Raw genomic sequence first — 24140 nt, forward strand, 5'->3', positions numbered from 1 at the left:
GACTCTGCCAGCCGTACCTGCCATCTTCTGTCAGGTACCGGAACATGCCTTTGAGCAGGAAATTGTCTCCCGCTAGGGTGGCCGTGTGCACCGCCCACTGATCTGCTCTCCGCCGCCCGCCCTCTAGCGGGCGGCTGAACTCCCTGCTTCCGGAAACCCGATCGGGTCCGGTGGTGAGCGCTGCCCGCGCGCGGGCCTCATCCACCTCTTCCGGAAAGATCAGTCATGACCCCGATCTCCGCGCGCCGTGGCGCGGTGTACGTCTCCGTCGCCGCGGCCGCCTGGGGCACCGGCGGCGCCGCCGGCTCGCTCCTGTTCGCCACCCTGGACCCGGTCTCCGTCTCGTTCTGGCGCTATCTCCTGGGCGCCGTCTTCCTGCTCCCCCTCCTCCTCACCCGCGCCCCGGCGGGTGACGGACGGCCGCTCAGGGGCAGGCGGGTCGTGGTGGTCGGCGTGGGCATGGCCGTGTACCAGACGGCCTACTTCGCCGCCATCGCCGAGTCCGGCCTCGCCCTGGCCACCGTGGTGACGATGGGCGCCACCCCGGTGTTCACCGCCCTCGGCGGACGGTTCCTGCTGGACGAGCGCCTGAGCCGCGCGGGCCTGGCCGCGCTGGCCACCGCCCTGACCGGCCTGGCCCTCCTCACCGGCGCCCCCTCCACCGACGGCGCGGCATCAGGCACCGCGCCGAGCATCGCGAACAGCGCCGCGGGAAGCGCCGCGAACGGCGCCGCGGGGGGCGTGACAGGGGGTGTGGCGTGGGCGCTGGTGTCCGCGCTCGGCTACGCCGCCGTCACCCTCTACTCCCGCCGCCACCACGACCACCCGGAGGCCACGGCCGTCGGCGGGTTCGCGGTGGGCGCGGTGTGCCTGGCGCCGTTCGCGCTCGGGGCGGGCGTCCTGCCGGAGCTCACCCTGGCCTCGGCCGCCACCCTGCTCTTCCTGGGCGCGGTGCCGACCGCCCTGGCCTACGCGCTGTTCTTCCGTTCCCTCACCGCGCTCCCCGCCACGACGGTCTCGGTCATCTCGCTCGGCGAGGCCGTCGGAGCCGCCATGATCGGAGTGGTGCTGTTCGGCGAAAGGCTGACGCTTCTGGCCTGGTCGGGGTGCGTTCTCCTGCTGGCGGCCGTGGTGGTTCTGACCGTGCACGGGCAAAGGTGAGTTAGGGTCCGGTACGGCGGTGCCTGCCGTACCGGACCCCTTATCGGGGGAATAAGGGGGAACGGTGCCGAGGGAGCGCGCGTTGGAGGAACCGTGGCCTCGATTACCGGAATGATCAGGAATCTCCTGGACCGTCCAGGAGGGGTGAGCCTGAGTCCGTACCTGAAGATCGTCAAGACGGCGAACACCCGCGCCGACCGGATCGGCGAGCTCGACGAGCTGCCCGAGCCGTCCATGGACGATCTGGCCGAATTCTGCGCCGTCGCGCGCGAGGCCGCCGACCGCACGCTCGGCCTGCGGCCGTACGACGTGCAGTTGCTCGGCACGCTCGCGCTCCTCCACGGCCACGTGGCCGAGATGGCGACCGGCGAGGGCAAGACCCTGTCCGGCGCGATGGCGGCGGCCGGGTACGCCCTGCAGGGCAAGCGGGTCCACGTCATGTCGGTCAACGACTACCTGGCCAGGCGCGACGCCGAGTGGATGGCGCCCTTCTACGAGGCCATGGGCGTCAGCGTCGGCTGGATCGGGCAGAACTCCACGCCCGACGAGCGCCGCGCCGCCTACTCCTGCGACGTCACCTACGGCCCGGTCAGCGAGATCGGGTTCGACGTGCTGCGCGACCGGCTGCGCACCGACCCGGCGGCGGTCGTGGTGCCGGAGCCCGAGGTGGCGCTGATCGACGAGGCCGACTCGGTGCTCGTGGACGAGGCCCGTGTGCCGCTCGTCATGGCGGGGGCGGCCGACGAGGGCAGCGCCGTACCGGAGATGGCGGCGCTCGTGCGCACGCTGGTGCGCGGCTACCACTACGAGATCGACGAGGGCGCGCGCAACGTCTACCTGACGCCGAAGGGCGCCGACAGCGTCGAGAACATCCTCGACGTCGAGCTCTACGACGAGAACGAGCCCGGCACGCTCATCGAGCTCAACCTGGCCCTGCACGCCCACGCCCTGCTGGCCAAGGACGTCGACTACATCGTGCGCGACGGCAAGGTCCAGTTGATCAACCCCTCGCGCGGCCGGGTGGCGGTGCTGCAGCGCTGGCCGGACGGCCTCCAGGCGGCCGTGGAGGCCAAGGAGGCGCTGCCGCCCAGCGAGAAGGGCGAGATCCTCGACTCGCTCACCATCCAGGGCCTGATCAAGCGCTATCCCAAGATCTCCGGCATGACCGGTACGGCGGTCGCCGTCAGCGAGCAGCTCGGCGAGTTCTACGGCCTGAAGGTCGCGGTCATCCCGCCCAACACCCCCTGCGTCCGTGAGGACGAGCCCGACCGGATCTACCCGACCGTGCCCGACAAGGACGCGGCGCTGGTCGAGGAGATCCAGGAGGCACACTCCACCGGCCGCCCGATCCTCATCGGGACCCTCGACGTGGCCGAGTCGGAGAACCTCGCCAAGCTCCTGCAGCGCCGCAGCCTGGAGCCCGTCGTCCTCAACGCCAAGAACGACGCGGAGGAGGCGGCGATCATCGCCAGGGCCGGCGAGCGCGGCGCCATCACGGTCTCCACCCAGATGGCCGGCCGCGGCACCGACATCCGCCTGGGCGAGGGCGTGGCCGAGCTCGGCGGCCTGTACGTGATCGGCTCGGGCCGCCACGCCAGCAGCCGCCTCGACGACCAGTTGCGCGGCCGGGCCGGCCGCCAGGGCGACCCCGGCGGCTCGGTGTTCTTCGTCAGCATGCAGGACGACCTGATCACCCAGTTCGTCCCGGACGAGCGCCCGCCCGCCGCCGACCCCGACGGCCTGGTCCGCCACCGCCGCGGCGCGTACCTGGTCGGTCACGCCCAGCGGGTGGCCGAGGGCGTCAACCTGGAGATCCACCGCAACACCTGGCGCTACACCCGGCTGCTTGAGCACCAGCGCGAGCTAATCCTGGAGTGGCGCGACAAGGTCCTGCACACCGACTCCGCCGCCAAGGCGCTGGCCGAGGCCGACCCCGAGCGGTGGGAGTCGCTGCCCGAGGACACCCGCGAGGAGACCGCCCGGCAGATCGTCCTGCACGCGATCGACACCTGCTGGACCGAGCACCTGGCCTTCCTCACCGACCTGCGCGAGGGCATCCACCTGCGGGCGCTCGGCCGGATGAGCCCGATCGACGAGTTCCACCGGGAGTCGGTCGCGGAGTACAAGGCGCTGCAGGCCGAGATCGAGCGGCGCTCGCTGGAGTCGTTCGAGTCGTCCGAGCCCGACCTGAAGCGGCCCTCGGCGACCTGGACCTATCTGGTGCAGGACAACCCGTTCGGCACCGAGTGGGACCGCATCCTCAAGCGCGTGACCTCCGCCGCCCGCCGGGGCTAGACACGTCCGAAACGTGCAAGACCGGCCGGGGGTGGCGCGGGAAGGATGGGGTCATGACCGTTGACCTGACCGCCGCCGCCGGCTTCATGGCCACGCACGCGCGTGTCCTCGACCGGCTGCGCCACGATGTCCTGTTCGGCTCGGGCGACCACGCCGGGCTGCTGTCCGCGGTGGACGCCTACCGCAACCCCGACGGCGGCTACGGCTGGGGCCTGGAGCCCGACCTGCGCTCCCCGGAGAGCCAGCCGGGGGCCGCCCTGCACGCCTTCGAGGTGTTCGCGGAGATCGCGCCGGCCGTCGCCGTCCAGGCGGAGCGGCTGTGCGACTGGCTGGAGTCGGTGACGCTGCCCGACGGCGGCCTGCCGTTCTCGCTGCCGCTGACCGAGCGGGCGGGCACCGCCCCGTGGTGGGCCGGCGGCGACGCGACGACCTCCTCGCTGCAGATCACCGCGATCAGCGCGGCGGCCGCCCATCGTGTCCCGTCGGTGGCGGGGCATCCGTGGCTGGCGCGTGCCACCCGCTACTGCCTGGACGCCGTCCGCGCGCTGGACTCCCGTCCGCACGCCTACGTGCTGTCCTTCGCCATCCGCTTCCTGGACGCGGTGCACGAGCGCGAGCCCGAGGCCGCCGCCCTCCTGGACGGCCTGGCCAAGCTGATCCCCGACAGCGGCGAGATCCCCGTGGAGGGCGGCACCGCCGACGAGAAGCTCACCCCGCTCGACCTCGCGCCGCACCCGGACCGCCCGGTCCGCGCCCTGTTCACGCCGGCCCAGATCGAGGCCGACCTCGACCGGCTGGCCGCCGCGCAGAAGCCCGACGGCGGCTGGACGGTCGAGTACGCCAAGATCTCACCCGCCGGCGCGCTGGAGTGGCGTGGCGTGGCGACCGTCAACGCCCTCGACGTCCTGCGCCGCAACGGCCGCCTCTAGGGTTTGCACGCCACACCGCCCAGCAGGAGTTCCTCCCACGTCTGCAGCGGCCCCGGGCTGCCCTCCGGCCGCCAGTGGGGCAGATGGACCAGGCCCGGGCTGACCATCTCCAAGCCGTCGTAGAAGCGGTTGATCGACTCGGCGGTGCGGAAGCGGCCGGTCCCCATCGTGGCGTGGAGCATGGCCTCCAGCGCCTTCGCCTTGGGATTGAAGGAGGTCATCATGTTGGAGGCGGCCAGGTAGCTGCCCCTCGGCAGCGCGTCCATGTACTCCTTGACCAGCCCGTGCGGGTCGTCCTCGTCGGGGAACAGGTGCAGCAGGCTCATCATGAGCAGGCCCACCGGCCGGGAGAAGTCGATCAGGTCCAGCAGGTCGGCGTGGCCGAGCACGGCGTCCACGTCCGTGGCGTCCGCGGTGATGGCCGTGGCGCGCAGGTTGGTGCGCAGGATGGAGCGGGCGTGCGGCTCCACCATGGGGTCGAGGTCCACGTAGACGACGCGGGCCTCGGGGTTGGCGAACTGGGCGACCTCGTGGGTGTTCTCGATCGTCGGCAGGCCCGCGCCCAGGTCGATGAGCTGGGTGACGCCGGCCTCGCGTACGAGGTGGTCGACGACGCGGCCGACGAAGGCGCGGTTGCACCAGACGAGGCTGACCACTTCGGGGACGGCGGCGGTCAGGCGTTCGGCCACGGCCCGGTCCACGATGAAGTTCTCCGTGCCGCCCAGCAGCGCGTCGTACACACGGGCCACGCTCGGCCGGGTGGCGTCCACCCCGGGTGGAATCCATTCGTTGATCATGGGAGGCTCCGCCGAAGTTCCGTTGCCGCGGATCGTATCCGTACTCCTGCCGGTATGTCAGCGCCTCAGCGGGGTAGCGCGGTTGCATGACGGACATCTCTGAGGACGAGTCACGAAGACCCGGCGAGTCACACAAGGAACGCATCGACCGTGAGCTGGCCGAACTGCTGCAGGGCCTGCGCGTGGCGGTCACGGGCGTCCAGGTGCTCTTCGCCTTCCTGCTGACCGTCCCGTTCCAGCAGGGCTTCGGCAAGATCGACGCCGTGGGCATCTGGCTCTTCTTCATCTCGCTCATGGGCGCGGCGCTGGCGTCGGTGTGCTTCATCACACCCGCCGCCCAGCACCGGCTGATCTTCCGCACCAGGCTCAAGGAACGCATGATCAAGCGGGCCAACCGGCTGGGAGTGGCGGGAGCGGCGTTGCTGCTGGTTGCGATGACGGCGGCGGTGGCCATGGTGGCGGAGGTGGTGCTGAACGCCTGGCCCGCCGCTTTGTTCGGCGGCGCGGTGGCCCTCACGGCGGGCTGGTTCTGGCTTCTTCAGCCCATCGTTGACATCTATCGGACTAAAGGGAAGTTAGAGACGGAGTCCTGAGGGCAGCAGGAGGTCATGGCTACATTGCTATGGATCATCGCCGTCATCCTCGTCGTCGCCGGGATCTACGTCATCCTGGCCCGACGGGACATTCTGTGGGGCATCGTCCTCATCGTGCTGGGATTCCTCGTGGGTCCCGGCGGAGTCAGCATCTTCAATGTGTGAGGAAGGCGGGCCGGCCTCGGCCGGCCCGCCTTCTCTCACCCGTCAGACGCCTCCCAGGTCTTCAGGTAGGCCTCGGCCCCCTGAGCCATGTCCTGGACGAACGCGTCGCCGGCCAGCGACCTGATGTCCTCGATCCAGTCGGGCACCAGGCCGTAGTTGGCGACGCCGTCCACGTTGTAGTCCCAGGTCCGCTGGCCCGTGGTGTGCCGGTCGAAGCTCACCGAGCCGTCATGGGAGTGGAAGGGGTACGTCACCGCGCTGCCTGCCCGGGGGGCGGGCAGGTTGCCCAGGCCGTTGGCGTCGAGGCCGTAACCGAATCCCGGCTTGCCGGCCGCGTCGCGCAGCGGCTTGGTCTCGCGCCATGCCGCGGCGAAGCCCTCCGCTCCGTGGCCGTATGAGGTGACCATGCCGCCGAGCCGGTAGATGCGCTGGTAGTTGAGCGCGTCGGTCCAGCTGTGCGAGGAGATCACGCCGGGGTAGCCGGCCTGCTCCAGCAGCGTCAGCGTCCGGTCGGCCGCCTTGACGCTCATGTGGTCGATCTCGATGAGCATGCCGCGGCTCATCATGCCCTTGACCATGTGCTCGCCGAGCGAGGTCAGTCCCCGCCTGTTGCAGTGTGGCCCCGGCGGGTAGACGGGCAGGCTGACGCCGGGCGGTAGCCAGCGGGCCAGTTCGGGCGGGAGCACCGCGGGCGAGATCGTGTTGTCGCGCTGCGGGCCCGTGCACGCCTCGGTCTGCCAGAAGCGGCCGGACGACAGGAAGTTGCCCAAGTTCACGATGGCGCCCTGGGTGCCGGAGTCGAAGCGCACGCCGCACAGGGCGTTGTCGTACTTGTGGCAGACGAACATGGAGCGGACGCCGAGTTCGTACATCTCGTCCAGGCCCCGGTCGATCTGCGCCTTCGTGCAGTGCGGGATGCCGAGTGTCTGGCGGCAGCCGAACGGCTCGGAGGTCTCGATGCCGAGCACCACGGCCAGCTTCCCAGCGGCGATGACCGAGCGGGCCTCGGCCGGGCTCCTGACCACGCGGAACCAGCCCTGGCCGGGGCCGCCGCTCTGCTGGTCGATGTAGTCCTGCATCTCGAAGGTACGGCGGGCCTCCAGCCGGATGGAGCCCATCTCGTCACAGGGGTTGGTCTTCAGCGGGTAGATCTCGCAGAGCTGCCGGTTGGCCACGAGGTCGTTGACCATGATCCGCAGCCCGCCGCGCCAGGCGCGCTCGATCCACGTGTAGTACGCCTGCTGGTGGGTGAGGGAGTCGTGGGCCGGCCAGCTACGGAACGTGGGCCAGCCGACCGGGTCATGGGTGCCGGTCGGCCGGCCGGTGCGGGTGAAGTTCTCGAACCAGGCGGCTTCACCGTTCGGGAAGTGGTCGAGGCAGTCGACCAGCGCCCTGGCGATGCCGCCCGGGTCGAACGGCTTGCCGCAGAGCAGCTTGCCGCCGAAGGCTTCGTAGGACATGAGGTGGCTGTGCGCGTCGATGAAGCCGCTCACGGGCTGCTCGCTGCGGGATAACGCGGGGGCGGGTAACGCGAGCAGGGCGATGGCGACCAGGACGGCGAGTATGCGGCTGATCACGCCCTCAGCGTGGGCTCCTTACACACGCCAGTCAAGACCCAATATGAGTCCTACTCGCTATTTTGGGTCCGCCGGATTTCCGCCCCGGACATAGACCTCGCCGCCCCGTTCGGTGAACTCCACCGCCTTCTCCGCCATCCCCGCCTGGATGGCCGCGGAGTCCGTAAGTCCATGCTCCTCCGCATATTTCCGGACATCATGGGTGATCTTCATCGAACAGAACTTCGGCCCGCACATACTGCAGAAATGCGCGGTCTTGGCGGGCTCGGCCGGCAGGGTCTGGTCGTGGAACGACCGCGCCGTCTCCGGGTCCAGCGACAGGTCGAACTGGTCCTCCCAGCGGAACTCGAAGCGGGCCTCCGACAGCGCGTCGTCCCACTCCTGCGCCCTCGGGTGGCCCTTGGCGAGGTCCGCCGCGTGGGCCGCGATCTTGTAGGTGATGACCCCGGTCTTGACATCGTCCTTGTCGGGCAGGCCCAGGTGCTCTTTCGGGGTGACGTAGCAGAGCATGGCGGTGCCGTACCAGCCGATCATCGCGGCGCCGATGCCCGAGGTGATGTGGTCGTAGCCGGGCGCGACGTCGGTCACCAGCGGGCCCAGCGTGTAGAAGGGCGCGTCGTCGCAGATCTCGCGCTGCAGGTCGACGTTCTCCTTGATCTTGTGCATGGGCACGTGCCCCGGCCCCTCGATCATGACCTGCACGTCGTGCGCGCGGGCGACCCGGGTCAGCTCGCCCAGCGTGCGCAGTTCGGCGAACTGCGCCTCGTCGTTGGCGTCGGCGATCGAGCCGGGCCGCAGGCCGTCCCCGAGCGAGAAGGCCACGTCGTAGCTCGCCAGCAGCTCGCACATCTCCTCGAAGTGCTCGTACAGGAAGCTCTCGCGATGGTGGGCCAGGCACCACGCCGCCATGATCGAGCCGCCGCGCGAGACGATGCCGGTCTTGCGCCGCGCGGTCAGCGGCACGTACGCCAGCCGCACCCCGGCGTGCACGGTCATGTAGTCGACGCCCTGCTCGCACTGCTCGACCAGCGTGTCCCGGTAGACCTCCCAGGACAGGTCGGCCGCCACGCCGCCGACCTTCTCCAGCGCCTGGTAGATCGGAACGGTCCCGATCGGCACCGGCGCGTTCCTGATGATCCACTCGCGGGTGGTGTGGATGTCGCGCCCGGTCGACAGGTCCATCACGGTGTCGGCGCCCCACCGGGTGGCCCAGGTCATCTTCTCCACCTCCTCGGAGATCGAGGAGGCGACCGCGGAGTTGCCGATGTTGGCGTTGATCTTCACGTGGAAGTTGCGGCCGATGATCATCGGCTCGCTCTCGGTGTGGTTGACGTTGGCCGGGATGATCGCCCGGCCGGCCGCCACCTCCTTGCGCACGAACTCGGGGCTCACTCCCTCTCTGACCGCGACGAACTCCATCTCCTTGGTGACGACGCCCCGCCGGGCGTAGGCGAGCTGGGTCACGGGCGCCCCTGTGGCCCGCAGCGGCTTGCGTCCGTCGCCGGGGAAGACCTCGGTGTTCCTGCGGGCCCAGGCCGCCTGCTCCTTGAAGCCGTCGTCGATCGGGCGCACCTGGCGGCCGCCGTAGCGCGCCACGTCACCGCGCTCCAGCACCCACACCTCCCGCAGCCGCGGCAGGCCGCGCGTGATGTCGGTGTTGGCCGGCCCGGAGGTGTCGTAGAGCTCCACCGCCGTGCCGTTCGACAGATGCACCCGCCGCATGGGCACCCGCAGGTCACCGAGATGGATCTTGGAAAAGCGCGCGTCGCTCATCGCGCAAACTCCCTTCGCCGGCATTACCCGGATCAGGTTCTGGCGGTCGGCGGCTGCTCCAGCCGTCCTCTCAGCCCGGTTGCACCGGGCTCCCGCGTTCGGACCGCGCCACCGTACCCCGGAGACCCGGGGTACGCACAAGACCCTTTACAGCGGCGGCTCGTCGATACGGCGACGCTCCTCGTAGACCGTCGTCGTCCGACGCGCGTTCGGGTCCTCGTAGACCGGCTCCTGGATGACACGGCGGGTAACGTGCATCCGGTACAGGCCGAACAACAACCCGACCAGACCACCGATCATGAGGACGACGCCGATCACATTGATGTCCAGCCCGGCGAGGTCGAACTCGACCGCCCAGGTCAGGATCGCGCCGAGCATGATGAGGATGATGCCTCCGGCGATTGTCATAATGCACCTCCAGAGGAAACACCTATCCCCATGTCGAAGAACAAACCTGTCGTCGTGATCGGGCTCATGGGCTCCGGCAAGACGACCGTGGGCAAGCTGCTGGCCCGCGAGCTGGGCGTGCCCCTCAGCGACAGCGACCCCTTCCTGCGCGAGCGTTACGGCGCCAGCGCCGCCGAGATCGCCCGGACGGAGGGCGCGCAGGTGCTGCACGGGCGCGAGGCCGAGCACGTGCTCCACGCGCTCACCGAGCCGCCCCAGGTCATCGCGGCGGCGGCCAGCACCGTGGAGGACCCGAGGGTGCGCGAGGCCCTCGGCGCCGCCTTCGTGGTCTGGCTGGACGCCCCCGACGAGATCCTGGCCCAGCGCATGCGCACCTCCGACCACCGGCCGGAGTTCTCGCCCTCGGCTATGCGGGCGCGCCGCGGGCGGTACTTCGAGCAGCTAGCCGACCTGCGGCTCGACGTCTCGTCCACGACTCCGGAAAACACCGCGACAACCATTTATGAGGCTCTATAAATTGGGGAAATGTTCGCGAACAAACCCACCCTCGCCGGCGATCGGGTCACGCTCGTCCCCGTCGGGCCCGAGCACGTCGAGGGCCTGATCGAGCTGTGCGACGACCCGGAGGTCGCCCGGCTCACGGGCTCCCACACCCACAACGGGATCGCCCCCAAGGCGGCCCTGGAGTGGTACACCACCCGCCGCGACCACGACGACCGGCTCGACCTGGCGATCATGGCCGAGGACGGGTACGTCGGCGAGATCGTCCTCAACGATCTCGACAAGGACAACCTGTCGTGCAACCTGCGCATCGCGCTGGTGGGAGCACGGGCGTTCGGCAAGGGCTACGGCACCGAGGCCATCCGCCTGGTGCTCGCCCATGCCTTCTCCACCACTCCGCTGCACCGCATCGAGCTGGGCGTCTACGACTTCAACGACCGGGCCAAGCACGTCTACGAGAAGGTCGGCTTCGTCCGCGAGGGCGTGCTGCGCGACGCGCTGCTGTGGGAGGGCCGGTGGTACGACTCCGTCACGATGTCCGTGCTGCGGACGGAGTGGAAACCCCTGTCATAATGATCATGACGCACGGGTCCCTCGAGGCGCGCGAGGGACCTGTGGCGTCCGCGTCGCCAACCAATCCCGCCTCCCGCGCATCTAAGGGGCAGTGACGATGCGCTTGGTGCCCGGTGACCCCGAACGGCTTGGCGGCTACTGGCTGGCCGGCCGGCTCGGCGCGGGCGGCCAGGGTGTCGTCTACGACGCCTACGACGCGCAGGGCCGCCGCTTCGCGGTGAAGGTCCTGCACGGCGGGCTGAGCGAGCACCTGGCCAAGGAGGCCGCGGCGGCCGGCCGGGTCGCCTCCTTCTGCACCGCCCGCGTGGTCGAGGCCAGGCTGGACGCCGAACGGCCGTACATCGTCAGCGAGTTCGTCGAGGGGCCCAACCTGCGGCAGGCGGTCGAGCGCCACGGCCCCTACGCCGGCGACGCGCTGCTCAGGCTGGCCGTCGCGCTGGCGACCGCGCTGGCCGCCGTCCACAGCTCGGGCGTGGTCCACCGCGACCTCAAGCCGGAGAACGTGCTGCTCGGCCCCGACGGGCCCCGGGTGATCGACTTCGGCGTCGCCCGCACCACCGACGGGACGAGCACGAGCTTCGTCGGCGGCACCCCCACCTACATGAGCCCCGAGGTCTTCACCGGCCGCCGCGCCGGGCCGCCCGCCGACGTGTTCGCCTGGGGCGGCGTGGTCCTGTACGCCGCCACGGGCGAGGACCCGTTCCAGGCCGAGAGCCTCGGCGGCGTCATGCACCGGGTACTCACCGTCGACCCCGACCCGGGCGACCTGGCCGAGCCGCTGCGCTCGCTGGTCGCCCGCGCGCTGGCCAAGGACCCCGCCGAGCGCCCCGCCGCCGCGGAGCTGCTGCTCGGGCTGCTGGGCAGCGCCGAGCCGAGCGCCGGCGCGGAGCTGGCCGCCGCGGTCAGGCCGCCGGAGGGGCTGAGCGGGGAGCGCCCGCTCGGCGAGGTCGCGGAGGAGGTCTACGCCTCGCTCACTCCCGAGCAGCAGCGCGCCGTGCCCGGCCTGCTGCTGCGCATGCTCGACGGCGAGACACTGCGCCGCATCCCGCGCGAGGAGGCCGGGGACCTCGCCGTGCTGGGCCGCTTCGCCGAAGCCGGCCTCCTGGTACGGCGCAGCGTCAGGGTCGCCCCCGAGGACACCGAGACCGGCAGGCTCGTGGCCGTCTCCGACGACCTGGTCGCCCCGGCCAGCGCCGCCCTGTACCACGCCTGGCCCAGGCTGCGCGCCTGGGTCGCCGACGACCGCGACGGCCTGGCCGTCCACGGCAGGCTGCGCGGCGCGGCGCTGCACTGGCAGGCCCACCGCCGCCGCGCCGCCGACCTCTACCAGGGCAGCGCCCTGGACACCGCGCTCGGCTGGGCCGCCACCACCCGCCGCCACCTGGAGCTCAACGCCCTGGAGCGCGACTTCCTCGACCGCAGCGCCGCCCTGGCCAGGCGGCGCGGCCGCAGGCGCGGGCTGGCGCTGGTCACGATGGCGGCGCTGCTCGCGGTCGCCGTGTCGGCGTCGGCGCTGGCCGTACGGCAGAGCCAGGACCTCAGCGCGCAGCTCGCGCAGGCCAACGCGCGGGCGGTGGCGGCGCGGGCGGAGGCCATGCGCGCGACCGACCCGCGGGCGGCGATGCGGCTCAGCGTGGCGGCCTGGGCGCTGTCGCCGGTCTTCGAGGCCAGGACCGCGCTGCAGCACTCGCTGGCCCAGCCGGAGGTGAGCGTGTTCACCGACCCGGAGATCGTGCCGTCGGCCGAGTACCACCTGGCCTTCGACGGCAGGAGCCTGCTCAAGCGGGCCGACGACCAGGTCGTCACCTGGGACCTCGCCACCGGCAGGGCCACGGCCCGCGCCAAGGTGCCGGGCGGGCGGATCGAGGCGGTCAGCGACGACGGCGCCAGGGCGGCCGTCTCCGACGGCTCGACGGTGCGCACGGTCGAACTGGCCACGGGCCGGCAGGTGGGCGCCGCCCGCCCGCAGGGCGACGCGGTGGAGCTGCTGGCCGGCGGGCGGATGCTGGCCCTGTCGGCGGCGGGCAGGACCGCCCTCTACCCGGCCGAGGGCGCGCCGCTGCCGCTCGACCTCACCGACAGGACCTACGCCGTCTCCCGCGACGGCCGCTGGGCCGCGCTGGGCACGGGCAGCGGCGGCGGCCGGGCCGAGCTGTGGGACCTGCGCACCGGCCGGCGCACCGCCGCCTTCCAGGTGGACGTGCCGGTCGCCAAGAGCGGGTCGGAGCTGCCGCTGGCCTTCAGCCCGGACGGTTCCCGCCTGGCCGTCACCGGCGCCGGCGGGATCACGCTCGTCGACACCGCGACCGGCGCGCGCCGCATGCTGCCGAGCACGGGCGGCTCGCTGCTGCCGGTCGTGTTCAGTCCGGACGGCAGGTTCCTGGCCGAGCGGCTGGCCGACCAGGCCCAGTTGTGGCGGGTGGCCGACGCGAGCATCCTCGGCCAGTACCCGGTCCGGCAGGCGGACGCCCCGCTCGCCTTCTCCGCCGACGGCCGCGAGCTGCGCTACGTGAAGGGCGCGGGCTCGGTGGTGTCGATCGACGTCTCCAGCGCCGTCGAGCTCACGCCCGACGAGGAGGCGGTCAGCATGGGGATGGCACGGCTGTCGCCCGGCGGCCGGGTGACCGCGCTGGAGGTCTCCGGCGCGATCAAGCTCACCGACGCGCTGAAGAAGCAGCCGATCGGCCGCATCCAGGGCACCGGCGACCTCGCCTTCGACGACGGCGGCACGCTGCTGGCCGTCGCCGCCGACCCCGTCGTGATCTGGGACGTGGCCGCCGGCCGCCGCGTCAACGCCATCGACACCGGCCACGAGCCCTCCGCCGTACGGCTCTCGCCCGACGGCGGCACGCTCGCGGTCGTACGCGGGACGGACATCGACCTGTGGAACGTGCACGACGGCCGCAAGGCCCGCACGCTTTCCGGCGTCGGGACCGGCGCGCTGGCCTTCAGCCCCGACGGCAGGACCCTGGCCGCCGGCGCCGACCTCGTGGAGCTAGCCAGCGGCCGGGTCACCCGCGACCCGGCCGGGGTGCGCAACCTCGCGCCGGACGCGGTCGCGTTCAGCCCGGACGGCCGCACGCTCGGCTACGTGCTCGGCGAGGACGGCCGCATGCTGCTGTGGGATCTGCCGACCGGCAAGGGCCGCACCGCGCCCGTCTCCTCGGGCGCCAAGCACCTGCGCTTCTCCCCCGACGGCCGGCTGCTGGCCGTCGGCGGCGAGCGGGTGGAGCTGTGGGAGGCGGACTCGCTGCGCGAGGTCGGCCAGGCGCCGGTGGACGCCTACCCCGCCGACATGGTCTTCAGCGACGACGGGCGGCGGCTGTTCGTCGTGCAGCCGGGCGGCGAGGTGCAGGAGTCGCCGATCGACCCCCTGCTCGCCGCCGAGCAGGTGTGCGCGCGGGCGGGCGGCGCGCTCAGCGAGTCGGAGTGGGCCAGGCTCATCCCCGAGGCCGACTACCGCAGCAGTTGCTGAACGGGCGACAAGTACGCCACCAGAGGACGGAAAGAGCGGCGGCTCATGCTGACCGGCATGAGCACCGTACAGATTCCCACGTTCACCCCCCGCCACGGCGGCGAGCGGGAGCCCGACCTGACCTCCATGTACGTCATCCACCGCGCCATGCTCGCCGATCTGCGGCGGCTCACCGACCTGCTGGCCAGGCCCGGGGCGCTGGGCGTGGCGCGGACCGCGGCCATGCGCGGCTACGTCTCCAGCCTGCTCGTGGAGATCGACCACCACCACGCCAACGAGGACGACCTGCTGTGGCCGATCATCGAGCGCACCGCCGGGCGGGCCGTGGACCTGAGCCTGTTCACCGACGACCACGAGGCGCTGGAGCCGCTGCTGCGCCGCTGCCGCGAGGCCGTGCCCGGCCATCCGGCCACGCTCGGCGCCGAGCTGACGGGGTTGCTCGCGCTGCTCGACGCGCACATCGCCGAGGAGGAGTCCGACCTGTTCCCGATCGTCTCCAGGTTCGTGCCGTACCAGGCGTATGCGTGGGTGGAGAAGCAGGTGGCCAGGCGTGCCACGGTCAAGGAGCTGACCTTCACCGTGCCGTGGCTGGCCCGCCACGCCACCGAGCCGGAGCTCGACGGGCTGCTGGCGGAGGCGGGCCTGCCGTTCCGTGTGCTGCTGGCCCTGACCCGAGGCGGGTTCGCGCGGCGCGAGCGGCTCCTGTTCGGCTAGCCGTCGCCGAGGCGGGCGCGGGCGGCGGCGATCCAGGGTGCCACGCCCGCCCGCTCGGCCACGTCCAGGGCCTGCCGGTAGTGGGCTTCGGCGGGACGGCCCAGGTGGGCGGCCACGTCACCGAGGACCTGAGCCGTGGGCCAGACGGCCAGGTAGCCGGTGCCGCCCACGGGCTGGGCCGCCACCGGCAGCAGGTCGGCGTAGGCCGACTCCATGCGCGGCCGGTCGTCCAGCTCGCGGCCCAGCAGGGCGCGGACGGCGGTGAGGATGTGCCAGAAGTAGTCGCGCCTGATCGGCTTCAGCGGGCCGGACAGCCTGGCCCGCGCCTCGTCCTTGCGGCCCGCGTGGCACAGGGCCAGGGCGTGGAGCTCGGTGACCTGGTCACGCCAGGGTTCGTAGCCGATCCAGGGCTCGATCTCGGGCAGCAGCGGGGACAGGTCGCCGCGCTGGAGCCGCATGCCGTACAGGGCGAGCAGGAGCACGCCGGACTCGTGCTGCCACATGCCGAGGCGGCCCGCGACCTCGGCGGCGGCGCGGAAGCGGCGTTCCGCCTCGGTGTAGTCCTCGGCCAGGGTCGCGCGCAGGCCGCGGTAGAAGCCGACGACCGCCTCGGGCAGCGCCAGGCCGTGGCGGGTGGCCCGCGCGGCGTGGTGGTCGGCGGCGGCGAAGTCGGCGCGGCCGGTGGCGCTCTGCATGAGCATCAGGTGGGCCAGCACCTCCACGGTGCCGCCGGTCTCGGCCAGCGCGAGCAGCTCGCGTCCGATCTCCTCGCGCTCGGCCAGGCCGTCGTGGCGGAAGCTCTCGTGGTGGCGGCCGTTGAGCGCCAGGGTCAGCAGGCCGGGGTCGCCCAGGCGGCGGGCCATGGCGACGGCCTCCTGGGAGGCCAGGTAGCCGCGCTCGGTGGGCTCGCCCTCCAGCTCGAAGCCGAGCGTGGTCAGCAACTGGCAGCGGGCCCTGCCGTCGCCCGGGGGCAGGGCCTCCAGCGCCGACTCGACCGCGGCCAGCAGGTCGGTGTCGAGCCCGCCGTACTCCCTGCTGCTCCAGAACATCGGCACGTCGAAGGAGACGATCACCCGCGCGAGCAGCTCGGGGTCGTCGAAGGGCAGCGCCTCGCGCACCGCCCGGGTGCGGTGGGTGCGCGCCTCGACCAGCCGCCCGTCGTTGGCCAGCGCGGCGACCTTCGCCAGCGTGAGCTCCAGGCGCTCGCGGGCGGTGCCGTCGAAGCCGTCGAGGGCCTGCTGCCACAGCTCGGCCGCCTGCGCGAACGCGAAGCGCCGCTCGGCCTGCCGCGCGGCGAGCCGGGCATAGTGAACGGCTTTCGCCGGCTCCGCGGCGGCGTGGAAGTGGTGGGCCAGGGCGGCCACGTCGCCGGGCTCGTGCTCCTCGATCGCGCGGGCGACCCGGCCGTGCAGCCTCGCCCGGCGGATGCGCGACAGGTCGTCGTAGAGCGTGTCGCGGATGAGCACGTGGGCGAAGCGCAGCCGGCCCGTCTCCGGCTCGGTCAGCAGCCCGGTGACCAGGCCGGACTCGATGGCCTCCAGCACCGCGTCCTCGTCGCCGCCGCTGACGGCCGTCAGCACGGCGACGCCGCTCTCCCTGCCGATGACCGCGCCGTGCCGCAGGATCGTGAGCGCCTGCGCGGGGAGCCTGCCCAGGCGGCGGCGCAGCACGTCCCGCACGCCCGCGGGGACGGCGAGCGTGCCCTCGGAGTCGAGCAGCCGCGCGGTCTCCCTGACGAAGAACGGGTTGCCGCCGGTGCGCTCGGCGATCTCGGCGACCGCCTCGGGCGGCGCCGGGCGCTCGCAGGTGACCCGGACCAGTTCCGCCACCTCGGCCCGCGACAGCCCGCCCAGCTCGACGCGGAGCGGTCCGTGGGCGGCGATCGCGGCCAGGGCGTCGGCGAGGTGCTCGCCGGGCTCGGTGTGGCGGTAGGAGCCGATGACCAGGAGGCGGGCGGCGGTGTTCTCGGCGATCACGTGGGTGAGCAGGGCGAGCGTCTCGGCGTCGGCGCGGTGGAGGTCGTCCAGGACCATGAGGAGCGGCCGCCTGGCCGCCGCCGCGCCCGTGAAGGCGGCGACCGCGCGGTGCAGGCGGAAGCGGGCGCTGGCCGCCTCGCCGCGCGCGGCGGTGTCGCGCAGCAGCGGCGCGAGCGCCTCGGGGTCGTCGGGCGGCAACGTGGCGGCCAGCTCGCGCAGCAGCTCCGCCCAGGCCCAGCCGGGCGGCGCCCCCTCGTGCTCGGGGCAGCGTCCCCAGCCGACCGCCCAGCCCTCGGCCACGAGCCCGGCCCTGACCTGCTCGATGAAGGCCGTCTTGCCCGCGCCCGGCTCGCCGCTGACCAGCACCACCCCCGCGCGCAGCGCGAGCACCCGCGCGAGTTCCTCCCGCCTGCCCACGTACGGCTGCGCCGGCGCCACCGGCCGCTCGGGCGGCGCGGCCGGGGCGGGACGGTCGCTGAGATGGGCGGCCTGGGCGAGGATGTCCTCCTCCAGCCGCCGCAGCTCGGGCCCGGGATCGACGCCCAGCTCCGCCACCAGGTGGGCGCGGGCCCGCCGCAGGGCGCCGAGCGCCTCGCCCTGCCGCCCGCACCGGTACAGGGCCCGCGCCAGCAGCGCCCACGCGCCCTCGCGCAGGGGGTTGGCGGCGACGAGCGCCTCCAGGTCCGGTACGGCCCGCGCCGCCCCGCCCTGCCCGATCAGCTCGCCCGCGTGCCGTTCGACGGCCGAGGCGCGCAGCTCGTCCAGCCTGGCCGCCTCGGCGTCGGCCCACGCCAGCCCGGCGAACTCCTGGTAGGCGGGCCCGCGCCACAGCTCCAGCGCCTCGGCCAGCGTGGCGGCGTCGGCCGACGGGTCGCGTACCAGGCTCTCGAACCGCCAGGCGTCCACGGCGTCGGCGGGCAGCCGTACCGCGTAGCCGGGCGGGACGGTCACCAGCACCCCGCCGGACGAGCGCGGCGAGCGGCCGGGGTCGAGTGCGCGGCGCAGGTTGGAGACGTAGCTCTGGACGGCGGCCAGTGCCTTGGGCGGAGCCTCGTCGGCGTAAAGGTCGTCGATGAGCCGGTCGACCGGCACCACCTGGCCGCCCGCGGCCAGCAGCCTGGCCAGGACCGAGCGCTGCCGCGGCCGGCCCAGCACCAGCGGCTCGCCGTCGACGTGGACGGTGAGCGGGCCGAGCACCTGGAAGGTCAGCACAACACCGCCACCGTATCCATCGCGGAAGCGGATATGCCGCGATTGCCCCTACGGTAGTGCCCATGGATCCCGTCCTCAGCCTCCGGGCACTCAACCGGGCCTCGATGGAGCGGCAACTTCTGCTGCGCCGTACGGACCTGTCGGTGCTCGAGGTGGTCGAGCACCTCTTCGGCCTGCAGGCCCAGACCCCGCACACCTGGTACGCCGGGCTGTGGAACCGAATCGAGGGATTCGACCCGCTGGCCGCCTCGGCGCTGCTGGACGACCGTGAGCTGGTCAGGATCGCGATGCAGCGCTCGACCATCCACCTGGTCTCGGCCCGCGACTGCATGGCGCTGCGGCCCCTGCTCGACCCGGCGACCGAGCGCATGACGCGCACGACCTTCGTCAAGAAGCTGTCCGGCGTCGACCTGGACGAGCTGGCGACCGTGGGCCGCGCGCTGGTGGAGGAGCGGCCGCTGACCTTCGCCGAGCTGGGCAAGGCGCTGGCCGAGCGGTGGCCGGACAACGACGGTCACACGATGAGCCAGGTGGTGCGGTGGCTGGTGCCGCTGGTGCAGGTGCCGCCGCGTGGCCTGTGGGGGCGCAGCGGCCCGATCGCGCACACCTCGGCCGAGTCGTGGCTGGGCGACTGCGCCGAGCCGCCGATGACGGCCGAGGAGATGATCCGGCGGTACCTGCGGGCGTTCGGGCCGGCCTCGGTGAAGGACGTGCAGATCTGGTCGGGGCTGACCCGGCTGGCCGAGGTGTTCAAGGGCATGGACCTGGTGCGCTACCGGGCCGAGGACGACCGCGTCCTGTACGACCTGCCGGACATGACCCTGCCTCCGGCCGAGATCTCGGTGCCGGTGCGGTTCATGTACGACTTCGACAACGCCTTCATCGGATACGCCGACCGGACGCGGTTCATCACCCCGGCGGCGTTCGAGGTGGCGCCGGCGTTCGTCAAGGCCAACGTCCAGTGGCGGCTCATCCTCGTGGACGGCTTCACCGCCGGCGACTGGACGGTGAGCGGCGGCAAGGGCACGAGCACGCTCACCATCCACCAGTGGAAGCCGTTCGCCCCCGCCGACCTGCGCGAGGCCGAGGAGGAAGGGGCGAGGCTGCTGGAGTTCCTCGCCCCGGGCGAGCGCCACGAGATCGCCACCGTGCTCGGCGCCTCGCGCCCCTAGCTCTTCACCGCGCCGCCCAGGCCGGAGACGAGCCTGCGCTGCACGGCCACGAAGAAGATGAGCACGGGGATCGTCATCAGCGTCGAGGCGGCCATGATCCCGCCCCAGTCGTTCTCGTCGGGCTTGAAGAAGACGAGCAGCGCCGAGGGCAGGGTCTGGTTGTCCTTGGCGGAGATGATGAAGGTCCTGGCGAAGATGAAGTCGTTCCACGCGGTGATGAAGGAGAACACGCTGGTCGCCACGAGTCCGGGCGCCACCAGCGGGAACAGGATGCGCCACAGCACCGTGGCCCGCCCGGCCCCGTCGATCATGGCCGCCTCCTCCAGCGCCTCGGGCACCGCCGCCACAAACCCGCGCATCATCCAGATCGCGAACGGCAGCGAGAACGCGAGCTGCACCAGCACCAGCGCGCCCAGCGTGTTGAGCAGTTGCAGGTCGCGCACGACGAAGAACAGCGGGATCGTCAGCGCCTCCACGGGCACCATCTGCGCCACCAGGAACATGATCAGCACGGTGGTCCTGAAGCGGAAGTTGAAGCGCGTCACCGCCACCGCCGCCAGGAACGCGATCAGGGCCGACAGCACCACCACCGCCAGCGCCACCAGCGCGCTGTTGAGGAAGTAGCGGGCGAAGTTCTCGCCGGTCAGGACCCGGACGAAGTTCTCCAGGGTCGGGTGGGCGGTCCACGGGCGTACGTCGAGAGACTGGATCTCGCCGTCGGGCTTCAGGGCGGACAGCACCATCCAGTAGAGCGGGAAGGCCGTGAGCAGCGCGACCACCAGCGCCACCGTGTTGGCGATCCAGCGGCCCCTCACAGCTTCTCCCCCGTCCGGTAGAGCGCGCGGATGTAGACCAGCGTCACCACCAGCAGGATCAGCGCCATCACCACCCCGATCGCGGCCCCGAGGCCGTACTCCGACGAGCCGAAGGCCGTCTGGTAGGCGTAGACGTTGAGCACCGTGTTCTGGCCCGCGATCCCGCCTCCGTTGGTCATCACGTAGATCTGCGTGAAGATCTTGAAGTCCCAGATGATCGACTGGATCACCACGATCGTCACCAGCGGCCTGAGCATCGGCATCGTCACGCGCCAGAAGGTGCCCACCGCCGAGGCGCCGTCCAGGGCCGCGGCCTCCAGGACCTCACCGGGGATCGCCTTCATCCCGGCGTACAGGGTCACCATGACGAACGGGAAGGAGTGCCACACGACCGTGGCGCCGACCACGCCGAACGTCACCCACTTGTCGTAGAACCAGTTGTAGCCGTCGAGCCCGAGCACCTGGTTGACCAGGCCCAGGTCGGCGTCGAACAGGAACATCCACACGGTCGAGCCGGTCATCGCCGGAGCCGCCCAGGCGCCGAGCGCGGCCAGCGACAGCGTGGTGCGCGCCCAGGGGGCGGCCTTCTCCATGACGATCGCCAGCGCGGCGCCGACGACCAGGGTCGCCAGCACCAGCGCCGCCGCGAAGGCCACCGTCTGGGCCAGCACGCTCCAGAAGCGCTCGTCCGACAGCAGCCTCGCGTAGTTCCCGAACCCGAGGAACCGGGTCGGCTCCCCGCCGCTGACCTGGGCCTGCCGGTAGTCGAAGACCGACAGCAGGCCCAGCATGTACAGCGGGTAGCCGAACATCGGCCCGAGCACGGCCGCCGTGGGCAGCAGGTACACCCACGGCCTGGCTCGTGAGGCGCGGCGCGTCACCCGAAGGCGGCCTTCACGGCGGCGGCGGCCTCGGTGGTGGCCTCCTCGACGGTCGCCTGCTTGGTGGCGACCTTCTGCAGCATCGTCGGGATGACCTTGCCGTTGTCGATCTTCACCCACGCGGAGTCGATCGGCACGAACTTGGTGCCCTTGGCCACCGTGTCGAGGAAAGGCTTCAGGAAGGGATCCTTGGCCGCCAGCTCCTCCCGTACGCCGGTCAGCGTCGGCAGGTTGCCCATGGCCTCGTACATCTTGGCCTGGTACGCCTTGCCGCCGAGCAGCTTGACGAAGTCGTTGGCCAGCGTGCGGTGCTTGGCGTTCTTCATCACGCCCAGGTTGTTGCCGCCGGCGAAGGCCGGGGCGATCGAGCCGGGCGCCGCGCCGGGCAGCGGGACGACCTGGTACTTGCCCGCGGCGGCGCCGGCGTCCACGGCCGAGCGGCTGAAGTTGCCGAGGATGCCCATGGCGGCCTTGCCGCTGGCGAACAGCTCGACGGTCTTGCCGCCGGTCAGCGAGGCGCAGGCCTGGGCCGGGCAGATGTCGTCGGACAGCAGGTCGGTGTAGGCCTTGACGCCCTTGCGGGACTCGGGGCTGTCGAGCGTGGTGATGTCGCCGCCGGCGTCCCAGACGAAGGGCAGGGCGCCGAAGGTGTACTCGCCGCCGACGGCGATGCCGTACAGGTCGGGCTTCTTGGCCCGGATGGTGCGGGCGGTCTCGGTCAGCTCCGCGATCGTCGTCGGCGGCTTCAGCTTCAGCTCGTCGAAGACGTCGGTGCGGTAGTACAGGGCGCGGATGCCGATGAACCACGGCAGGCCGTACGCCTTGCCGTCGACGGTCGCGGACTTCACCAGGTCGGCGCCCAGGTCCATGCCGGTCAGGTCGAGCTCGGCGAAGCCGCCCGCGGCGGCGTACTCGGCCAGGTCGGTGTTGCCGTACTCGGCCACGTCGGGGGCGCTGGCCGGGTCGTTGAAGGCGCCCTTGAACTTCTCGTGGCGCGCGGGGGTGGTCGGGACCCAGGTGACCTGGACCTTGACGTCGGCGTGCGACGCCGTGAACTCCTTGATGGCCTCCTGGATGACCTTGTCCTTCGGAGCGCGGTTGGGCTCGTCGTAGAGCCACACGTTCAGCGTTCCGGTCTTCTCGTCGCCGCCGCCGCCCGTGGTCGGGGCGGTGGAGGGCGCGCAGGCCGCCAGCGCCAAGAGGGCCGCGGCACAGTAAAGAAACTTCACTATTGCCTCCTTGGCGCCGACACTAGGAAGCTCTCCCTGAGTCGAAAAGACTTGTCACGACTTGTTGTGCAATGCACAACGAGGTGCTGCAAAATGTGACATCAACGTGTCCTTCGCCGTAATTTGGCGATCGTGCCCGACCGCAACCAGTCCGCGTCCCTGCGCCGCGCGCTCCTGGTCCTCGACCACGTCCGCGCGCACAGCGGGCTCACGCTCACCCAGCTCGCCGAGGCGGTCGGCCTGTCCAAGAGCACCGTGCTGCGCCTGACCGCCCCGCTCATCGAGGCCCGGCTACTGGAACGCGACAGGAAGTCCGGCGCCTACCGGCTCGGCCACGGCACGCTCCAGCTCGGCCAGGCGTACCTGACCACCCTCGACCTGCGCGCGGTCGCCGCCGAGGAGTCGCACCGCCTGGTCGCCGAGGTACGCGAGACCGTCCACCTGGTCGTCTACGACCCGCCCCACGTCGTCTACATCGACAAGGTCGAGAACCAGGCCACCGTCCGCATGGCCTCGCGCATCGGCAGCCGCGGTCCGCTGCACGCGACGGCCGTCGGCAAGGCCATCCTGGCCTGGCAGCCGGAGTCGGCCATCCCCGAGGAGTTGCCCGCGCTGACCAAGCACACCATCACCGATCACGAACGGCTGCGCCGCGAGCTCACCCGCGTCAGGCAGCGCGGCTACTCCGTGGACGACCGCGAGAACGAGCCAGAGGTGCGCTGCGTCGGCGCGCCCATCTTCAACCACACCGACACGGTCAGCGCCGCCATCTCGGTCTCCGGCCTCACCTCGCGCATCACCGCCGCGCGGGTGCGGGAACTGGGCCCGATGGTGGCCGAGGCCGCCGCCCGCATCTCGAGAAAGCTGGGGTCAACACGATGACCGACCTGGTGACGTTCGGCGAGACCATGGCACTGTTCGCCGCCAGGCGCACCGGCCCGCTGCGTTTCGCCCGCGACTTCGACCTCGGCCTGGGCGGCGCCGAGTCGAACGTGGCCATCGGCGTCAGCCGGCTCGGCCACGACGCCACGTGGGTCGGCCGGGTCGGCGACGACGAGTTCGGCGAGCTGATCGCCGCGACCCTGCGCGCCGAGCGCGTGGACGCCCGCGCGATCCCCGACCCGCAGGCCCCCACCGGCCTGATGATCAAGGGCAGGCGCACCGCCGACCTCATCGACGTGCGTTACTACCGCAGGGACAGCGCCGGCTCCCGCCTGTCCCCCGCCGACCTCGACCCCGGGCTCATCGCCGGTGCCCGCGTGCTGCACGTCTCCGCCATCACCCCCGCGCTCTCCCCCTCCGCGCGGGCGGCCGTGCGGCACGCCGTCGACGCCGCCCGCGCGGCCGGCGTCCTCGTCTCGCTCGACGTCAACTACCGCAGGGCGCTGTGGACCCGCGAGGAGGCCGGCGCGTGGCTGCGCTCGGTGATCGCCGACGTGGACGTGGTGTTCGCGACCGAGGACGAGGCGCGGCTGATCGCCGACGCGGGCGACCCCGTCGCGCTGGCCAAGGCACTGGGTCCGCGCCACGTGCTGCTCAAGTTCGGCGCGCGGGGGGCGATGGAGCTGTCCGACGACCAGGTACGGCACGCGGAGCCGTACAAGGTGACCGAGGTCGACCCCGTGGGGGCCGGAGACGCCTTCGCGGCCGGCTGGCTGGCGGACTGGCTGGCCGGCGCCGATCCGGACCGGCGGCTGCGCACCGCCTGCGCCGCGGGCGCGTTCGCGGTGACCTCGCAGGGCGACTGGGAGTCGCTGCCCACCAGGGCCGACCTCGACCTCCTCACGCCGACCGCGGAGGGCGTCAGCCGCTGACCCGGTTCCGGCCGTCCCGCACGGCGTCTTTCGGCCTATCACGGCAGGGATCGGGCCCCGCCGGACTCGGTAGCATGTGC

20 protein-coding genes and 1 riboswitch are annotated in these 24140 nt (G+C 72.1%); of the genes, 12 read left to right on the forward strand and 8 right to left on the reverse strand.

The genetic code is table 11. From position 1 onward, the window contains the following. Positions 1 to 225 precede the first annotated feature (225 nt). The 3 genes from ACIBEJ_RS46050 (at position 226) to ACIBEJ_RS46060 (ending at position 4385) form a co-directional block, all read left to right on the forward strand. A complete protein-coding gene (locus tag ACIBEJ_RS46050) occupies positions 226 to 1161 on the forward strand; it encodes a DMT family transporter (protein ID WP_397189328.1) in 936 nt (311 codons plus the stop codon). A 111-nt stretch (positions 1162 to 1272) separates the two neighbouring features. Continuing rightward, positions 1273 to 3456: an accessory Sec system translocase SecA2 gene (gene secA2 / locus ACIBEJ_RS46055; RefSeq protein WP_397189329.1), complete on the forward strand. Its 2184-nt coding sequence runs from the start codon at positions 1273 to 1275 to the stop codon at positions 3454 to 3456. A 53-nt stretch (positions 3457 to 3509) separates the two neighbouring features. Next, positions 3510 to 4385, forward strand: coding sequence for a hypothetical protein (locus ACIBEJ_RS46060; protein ID WP_397189330.1), 876 nt, complete (start codon positions 3510 to 3512; stop codon positions 4383 to 4385). Here the strand turns inward: ACIBEJ_RS46060 and ACIBEJ_RS46065 are convergent. Next, a complete protein-coding gene (locus tag ACIBEJ_RS46065) occupies positions 4382 to 5182 on the reverse strand; it encodes an SAM-dependent methyltransferase (protein WP_397189331.1) in 801 nt (266 codons plus the stop codon). The two genes, ACIBEJ_RS46060 and ACIBEJ_RS46065, sit on opposite strands and share 4 nt — an antisense overlap. 86 nt (positions 5183 to 5268) lie before the next feature. Here ACIBEJ_RS46065 and ACIBEJ_RS46070 point away from each other — a divergent pair, with 86 nt between their 5' ends. Both ACIBEJ_RS46070 and ACIBEJ_RS46075 read left to right on the forward strand, forming a co-directional pair. After that, entirely contained in the window at positions 5269 to 5775 is a 507-nt protein-coding gene (locus tag ACIBEJ_RS46070) for a DUF6328 family protein (protein ID WP_397189332.1), read from the forward strand. Between the two features lie 15 nt (positions 5776 to 5790). Further along, complete coding sequence (locus tag ACIBEJ_RS46075; RefSeq protein ID WP_181019798.1) at positions 5791 to 5940, forward strand: GPGG-motif small membrane protein; 150 nt, start codon at positions 5791 to 5793, stop codon at positions 5938 to 5940. Between the two features lie 35 nt (positions 5941 to 5975). Here ACIBEJ_RS46075 and ACIBEJ_RS46080 read toward each other — a convergent pair whose 3' ends face one another. The 3 genes from ACIBEJ_RS46080 to ACIBEJ_RS46090 form a co-directional block, all read right to left on the reverse strand. Then, positions 5976 to 7517: a Coagulation factor 5/8 type domain-containing protein gene (locus tag ACIBEJ_RS46080; RefSeq protein WP_397189333.1), complete on the reverse strand. Its 1542-nt coding sequence runs from the start codon at positions 7515 to 7517 to the stop codon at positions 5976 to 5978. Positions 7518 to 7574: 57 nt separating this feature from the next. Beyond that, complete coding sequence (gene thiC / locus ACIBEJ_RS46085) at positions 7575 to 9290, reverse strand: phosphomethylpyrimidine synthase ThiC (RefSeq protein WP_397189334.1); 1716 nt, start codon at positions 9288 to 9290, stop codon at positions 7575 to 7577. Continuing rightward, a riboswitch (TPP riboswitch) is annotated at positions 9283 to 9396 on the reverse strand. It overlaps the preceding gene by 8 nt. A 41-nt stretch (positions 9397 to 9437) precedes the next feature. Then, complete coding sequence (locus tag ACIBEJ_RS46090) at positions 9438 to 9698, reverse strand: hypothetical protein (RefSeq protein ID WP_397189335.1); 261 nt, start codon at positions 9696 to 9698, stop codon at positions 9438 to 9440. A 30-nt stretch (positions 9699 to 9728) separates the two neighbouring features. Between ACIBEJ_RS46090 and ACIBEJ_RS46095 the strand changes: the two genes are divergently transcribed. The 4 genes from ACIBEJ_RS46095 (at position 9729) to ACIBEJ_RS46110 (ending at position 14961) form a co-directional block, all read left to right on the forward strand. Beyond that, positions 9729 to 10214: a shikimate kinase gene (locus tag ACIBEJ_RS46095; protein WP_397189336.1), complete on the forward strand. Its 486-nt coding sequence runs from the start codon at positions 9729 to 9731 to the stop codon at positions 10212 to 10214. Positions 10215 to 10223: 9 nt separating this feature from the next. After that, complete coding sequence (locus ACIBEJ_RS46100) at positions 10224 to 10772, forward strand: GNAT family N-acetyltransferase (protein ID WP_397189337.1); 549 nt, start codon at positions 10224 to 10226, stop codon at positions 10770 to 10772. Positions 10773 to 10869: 97 nt separating this feature from the next. Next, the gene (locus ACIBEJ_RS46105) at positions 10870 to 14247 is read left to right on the forward strand and encodes a protein kinase (RefSeq protein ID WP_397189370.1); all 3378 of its coding nucleotides are present in this window, start codon (positions 10870 to 10872) and stop codon (positions 14245 to 14247) included. A 57-nt stretch (positions 14248 to 14304) separates the two neighbouring features. After that, a complete protein-coding gene (locus ACIBEJ_RS46110) occupies positions 14305 to 14961 on the forward strand; it encodes a hemerythrin domain-containing protein (protein ID WP_397189338.1) in 657 nt (218 codons plus the stop codon). Here ACIBEJ_RS46110 and ACIBEJ_RS46115 read toward each other — a convergent pair. Next, complete coding sequence (locus tag ACIBEJ_RS46115) at positions 14958 to 18149, reverse strand: BTAD domain-containing putative transcriptional regulator (protein WP_397189339.1); 3192 nt, start codon at positions 18147 to 18149, stop codon at positions 14958 to 14960. The genes ACIBEJ_RS46110 and ACIBEJ_RS46115 overlap by 4 nt on opposite strands. Before the next feature lie 62 nt (positions 18150 to 18211). Between ACIBEJ_RS46115 and ACIBEJ_RS46120 the strand changes: the two genes are divergently transcribed. Beyond that, the gene (locus tag ACIBEJ_RS46120) at positions 18212 to 19321 is read left to right on the forward strand and encodes a winged helix DNA-binding domain-containing protein (protein WP_397189340.1); all 1110 of its coding nucleotides are present in this window, start codon (positions 18212 to 18214) and stop codon (positions 19319 to 19321) included. Here ACIBEJ_RS46120 and ACIBEJ_RS46125 read toward each other — a convergent pair. The 3 genes from ACIBEJ_RS46125 to ACIBEJ_RS46135 are packed head-to-tail and all read right to left on the reverse strand — an operon-like array spanning position 19318 to position 22246. Continuing rightward, positions 19318 to 20136 (reverse strand): carbohydrate ABC transporter permease, encoded by an 819-nt coding sequence (locus ACIBEJ_RS46125; RefSeq protein ID WP_397189341.1) that lies wholly within the window; start codon positions 20134 to 20136, stop codon positions 19318 to 19320. The two genes, ACIBEJ_RS46120 and ACIBEJ_RS46125, sit on opposite strands and share 4 nt — an antisense overlap. Continuing rightward, positions 20133 to 21017: a carbohydrate ABC transporter permease gene (locus ACIBEJ_RS46130; protein WP_397189342.1), complete on the reverse strand. Its 885-nt coding sequence runs from the start codon at positions 21015 to 21017 to the stop codon at positions 20133 to 20135. The genes ACIBEJ_RS46125 and ACIBEJ_RS46130 overlap by 4 nt, the downstream gene beginning before the upstream one ends. Beyond that, positions 21014 to 22246 carry an extracellular solute-binding protein gene (locus ACIBEJ_RS46135; protein ID WP_397189343.1) on the reverse strand — a complete coding sequence of 411 codons (1233 nt, stop codon included), beginning with the start codon at positions 22244 to 22246 and terminating at the stop codon, positions 21014 to 21016. Before ACIBEJ_RS46135 ends, ACIBEJ_RS46130 begins: the two co-directional genes overlap by 4 nt. 132 nt (positions 22247 to 22378) lie before the next feature. Between ACIBEJ_RS46135 and ACIBEJ_RS46140 the strand changes: the two genes are divergently transcribed. Beyond that, positions 22379 to 23128 carry an IclR family transcriptional regulator gene (locus ACIBEJ_RS46140; RefSeq protein WP_397189344.1) on the forward strand — a complete coding sequence of 250 codons (750 nt, stop codon included), beginning with the start codon at positions 22379 to 22381 and terminating at the stop codon, positions 23126 to 23128. Further along, a complete protein-coding gene (locus tag ACIBEJ_RS46145; protein ID WP_397189345.1) occupies positions 23125 to 24060 on the forward strand; it encodes a sugar kinase in 936 nt (311 codons plus the stop codon). Before ACIBEJ_RS46140 ends, ACIBEJ_RS46145 begins: the two co-directional genes overlap by 4 nt. Positions 24061 to 24140 lie beyond the last annotated feature (80 nt).

It is taken from the genome of Nonomuraea sp. NPDC050790 (assembly GCF_044456745.1).
Classification (GTDB): Bacteria; Actinomycetota; Actinomycetes; order Streptosporangiales; family Streptosporangiaceae; genus Nonomuraea.

Coding starts and splice junctions, on each gene's coding strand:
- secA2 (WP_397189329.1), top strand. CDS start 1,273: ATGATCAGGAATCTCCTGGACCGTCCAGGAGGGGTGAGCCTGAGTCCG.
- ACIBEJ_RS46145 (WP_397189345.1), top strand. CDS start 23,125: ATGACCGACCTGGTGACGTTCGGCGAGACCATGGCACTGTTCGCCGCC.
- ACIBEJ_RS46075 (WP_181019798.1), top strand. CDS start 5,791: ATGGCTACATTGCTATGGATCATCGCCGTCATCCTCGTCGTCGCCGGG.
- ACIBEJ_RS46100 (WP_397189337.1), top strand. CDS start 10,224: ATGTTCGCGAACAAACCCACCCTCGCCGGCGATCGGGTCACGCTCGTC.
- thiC (WP_397189334.1), bottom strand. CDS start 9,290: ATGAGCGACGCGCGCTTTTCCAAGATCCATCTCGGTGACCTGCGGGTG.
- ACIBEJ_RS46105 (WP_397189370.1), top strand. CDS start 10,870: ATGCGCTTGGTGCCCGGTGACCCCGAACGGCTTGGCGGCTACTGGCTG.
- ACIBEJ_RS46120 (WP_397189340.1), top strand. CDS start 18,212: ATGGATCCCGTCCTCAGCCTCCGGGCACTCAACCGGGCCTCGATGGAG.
- ACIBEJ_RS46110 (WP_397189338.1), top strand. CDS start 14,305: ATGAGCACCGTACAGATTCCCACGTTCACCCCCCGCCACGGCGGCGAG.
- ACIBEJ_RS46070 (WP_397189332.1), top strand. CDS start 5,269: ATGACGGACATCTCTGAGGACGAGTCACGAAGACCCGGCGAGTCACAC.
- ACIBEJ_RS46090 (WP_397189335.1), bottom strand. CDS start 9,698: ATGACAATCGCCGGAGGCATCATCCTCATCATGCTCGGCGCGATCCTG.
- ACIBEJ_RS46095 (WP_397189336.1), top strand. CDS start 9,729: ATGTCGAAGAACAAACCTGTCGTCGTGATCGGGCTCATGGGCTCCGGC.
- ACIBEJ_RS46065 (WP_397189331.1), bottom strand. CDS start 5,182: ATGATCAACGAATGGATTCCACCCGGGGTGGACGCCACCCGGCCGAGC.
- ACIBEJ_RS46060 (WP_397189330.1), top strand. CDS start 3,510: ATGACCGTTGACCTGACCGCCGCCGCCGGCTTCATGGCCACGCACGCG.
- ACIBEJ_RS46050 (WP_397189328.1), top strand. CDS start 226: ATGACCCCGATCTCCGCGCGCCGTGGCGCGGTGTACGTCTCCGTCGCC.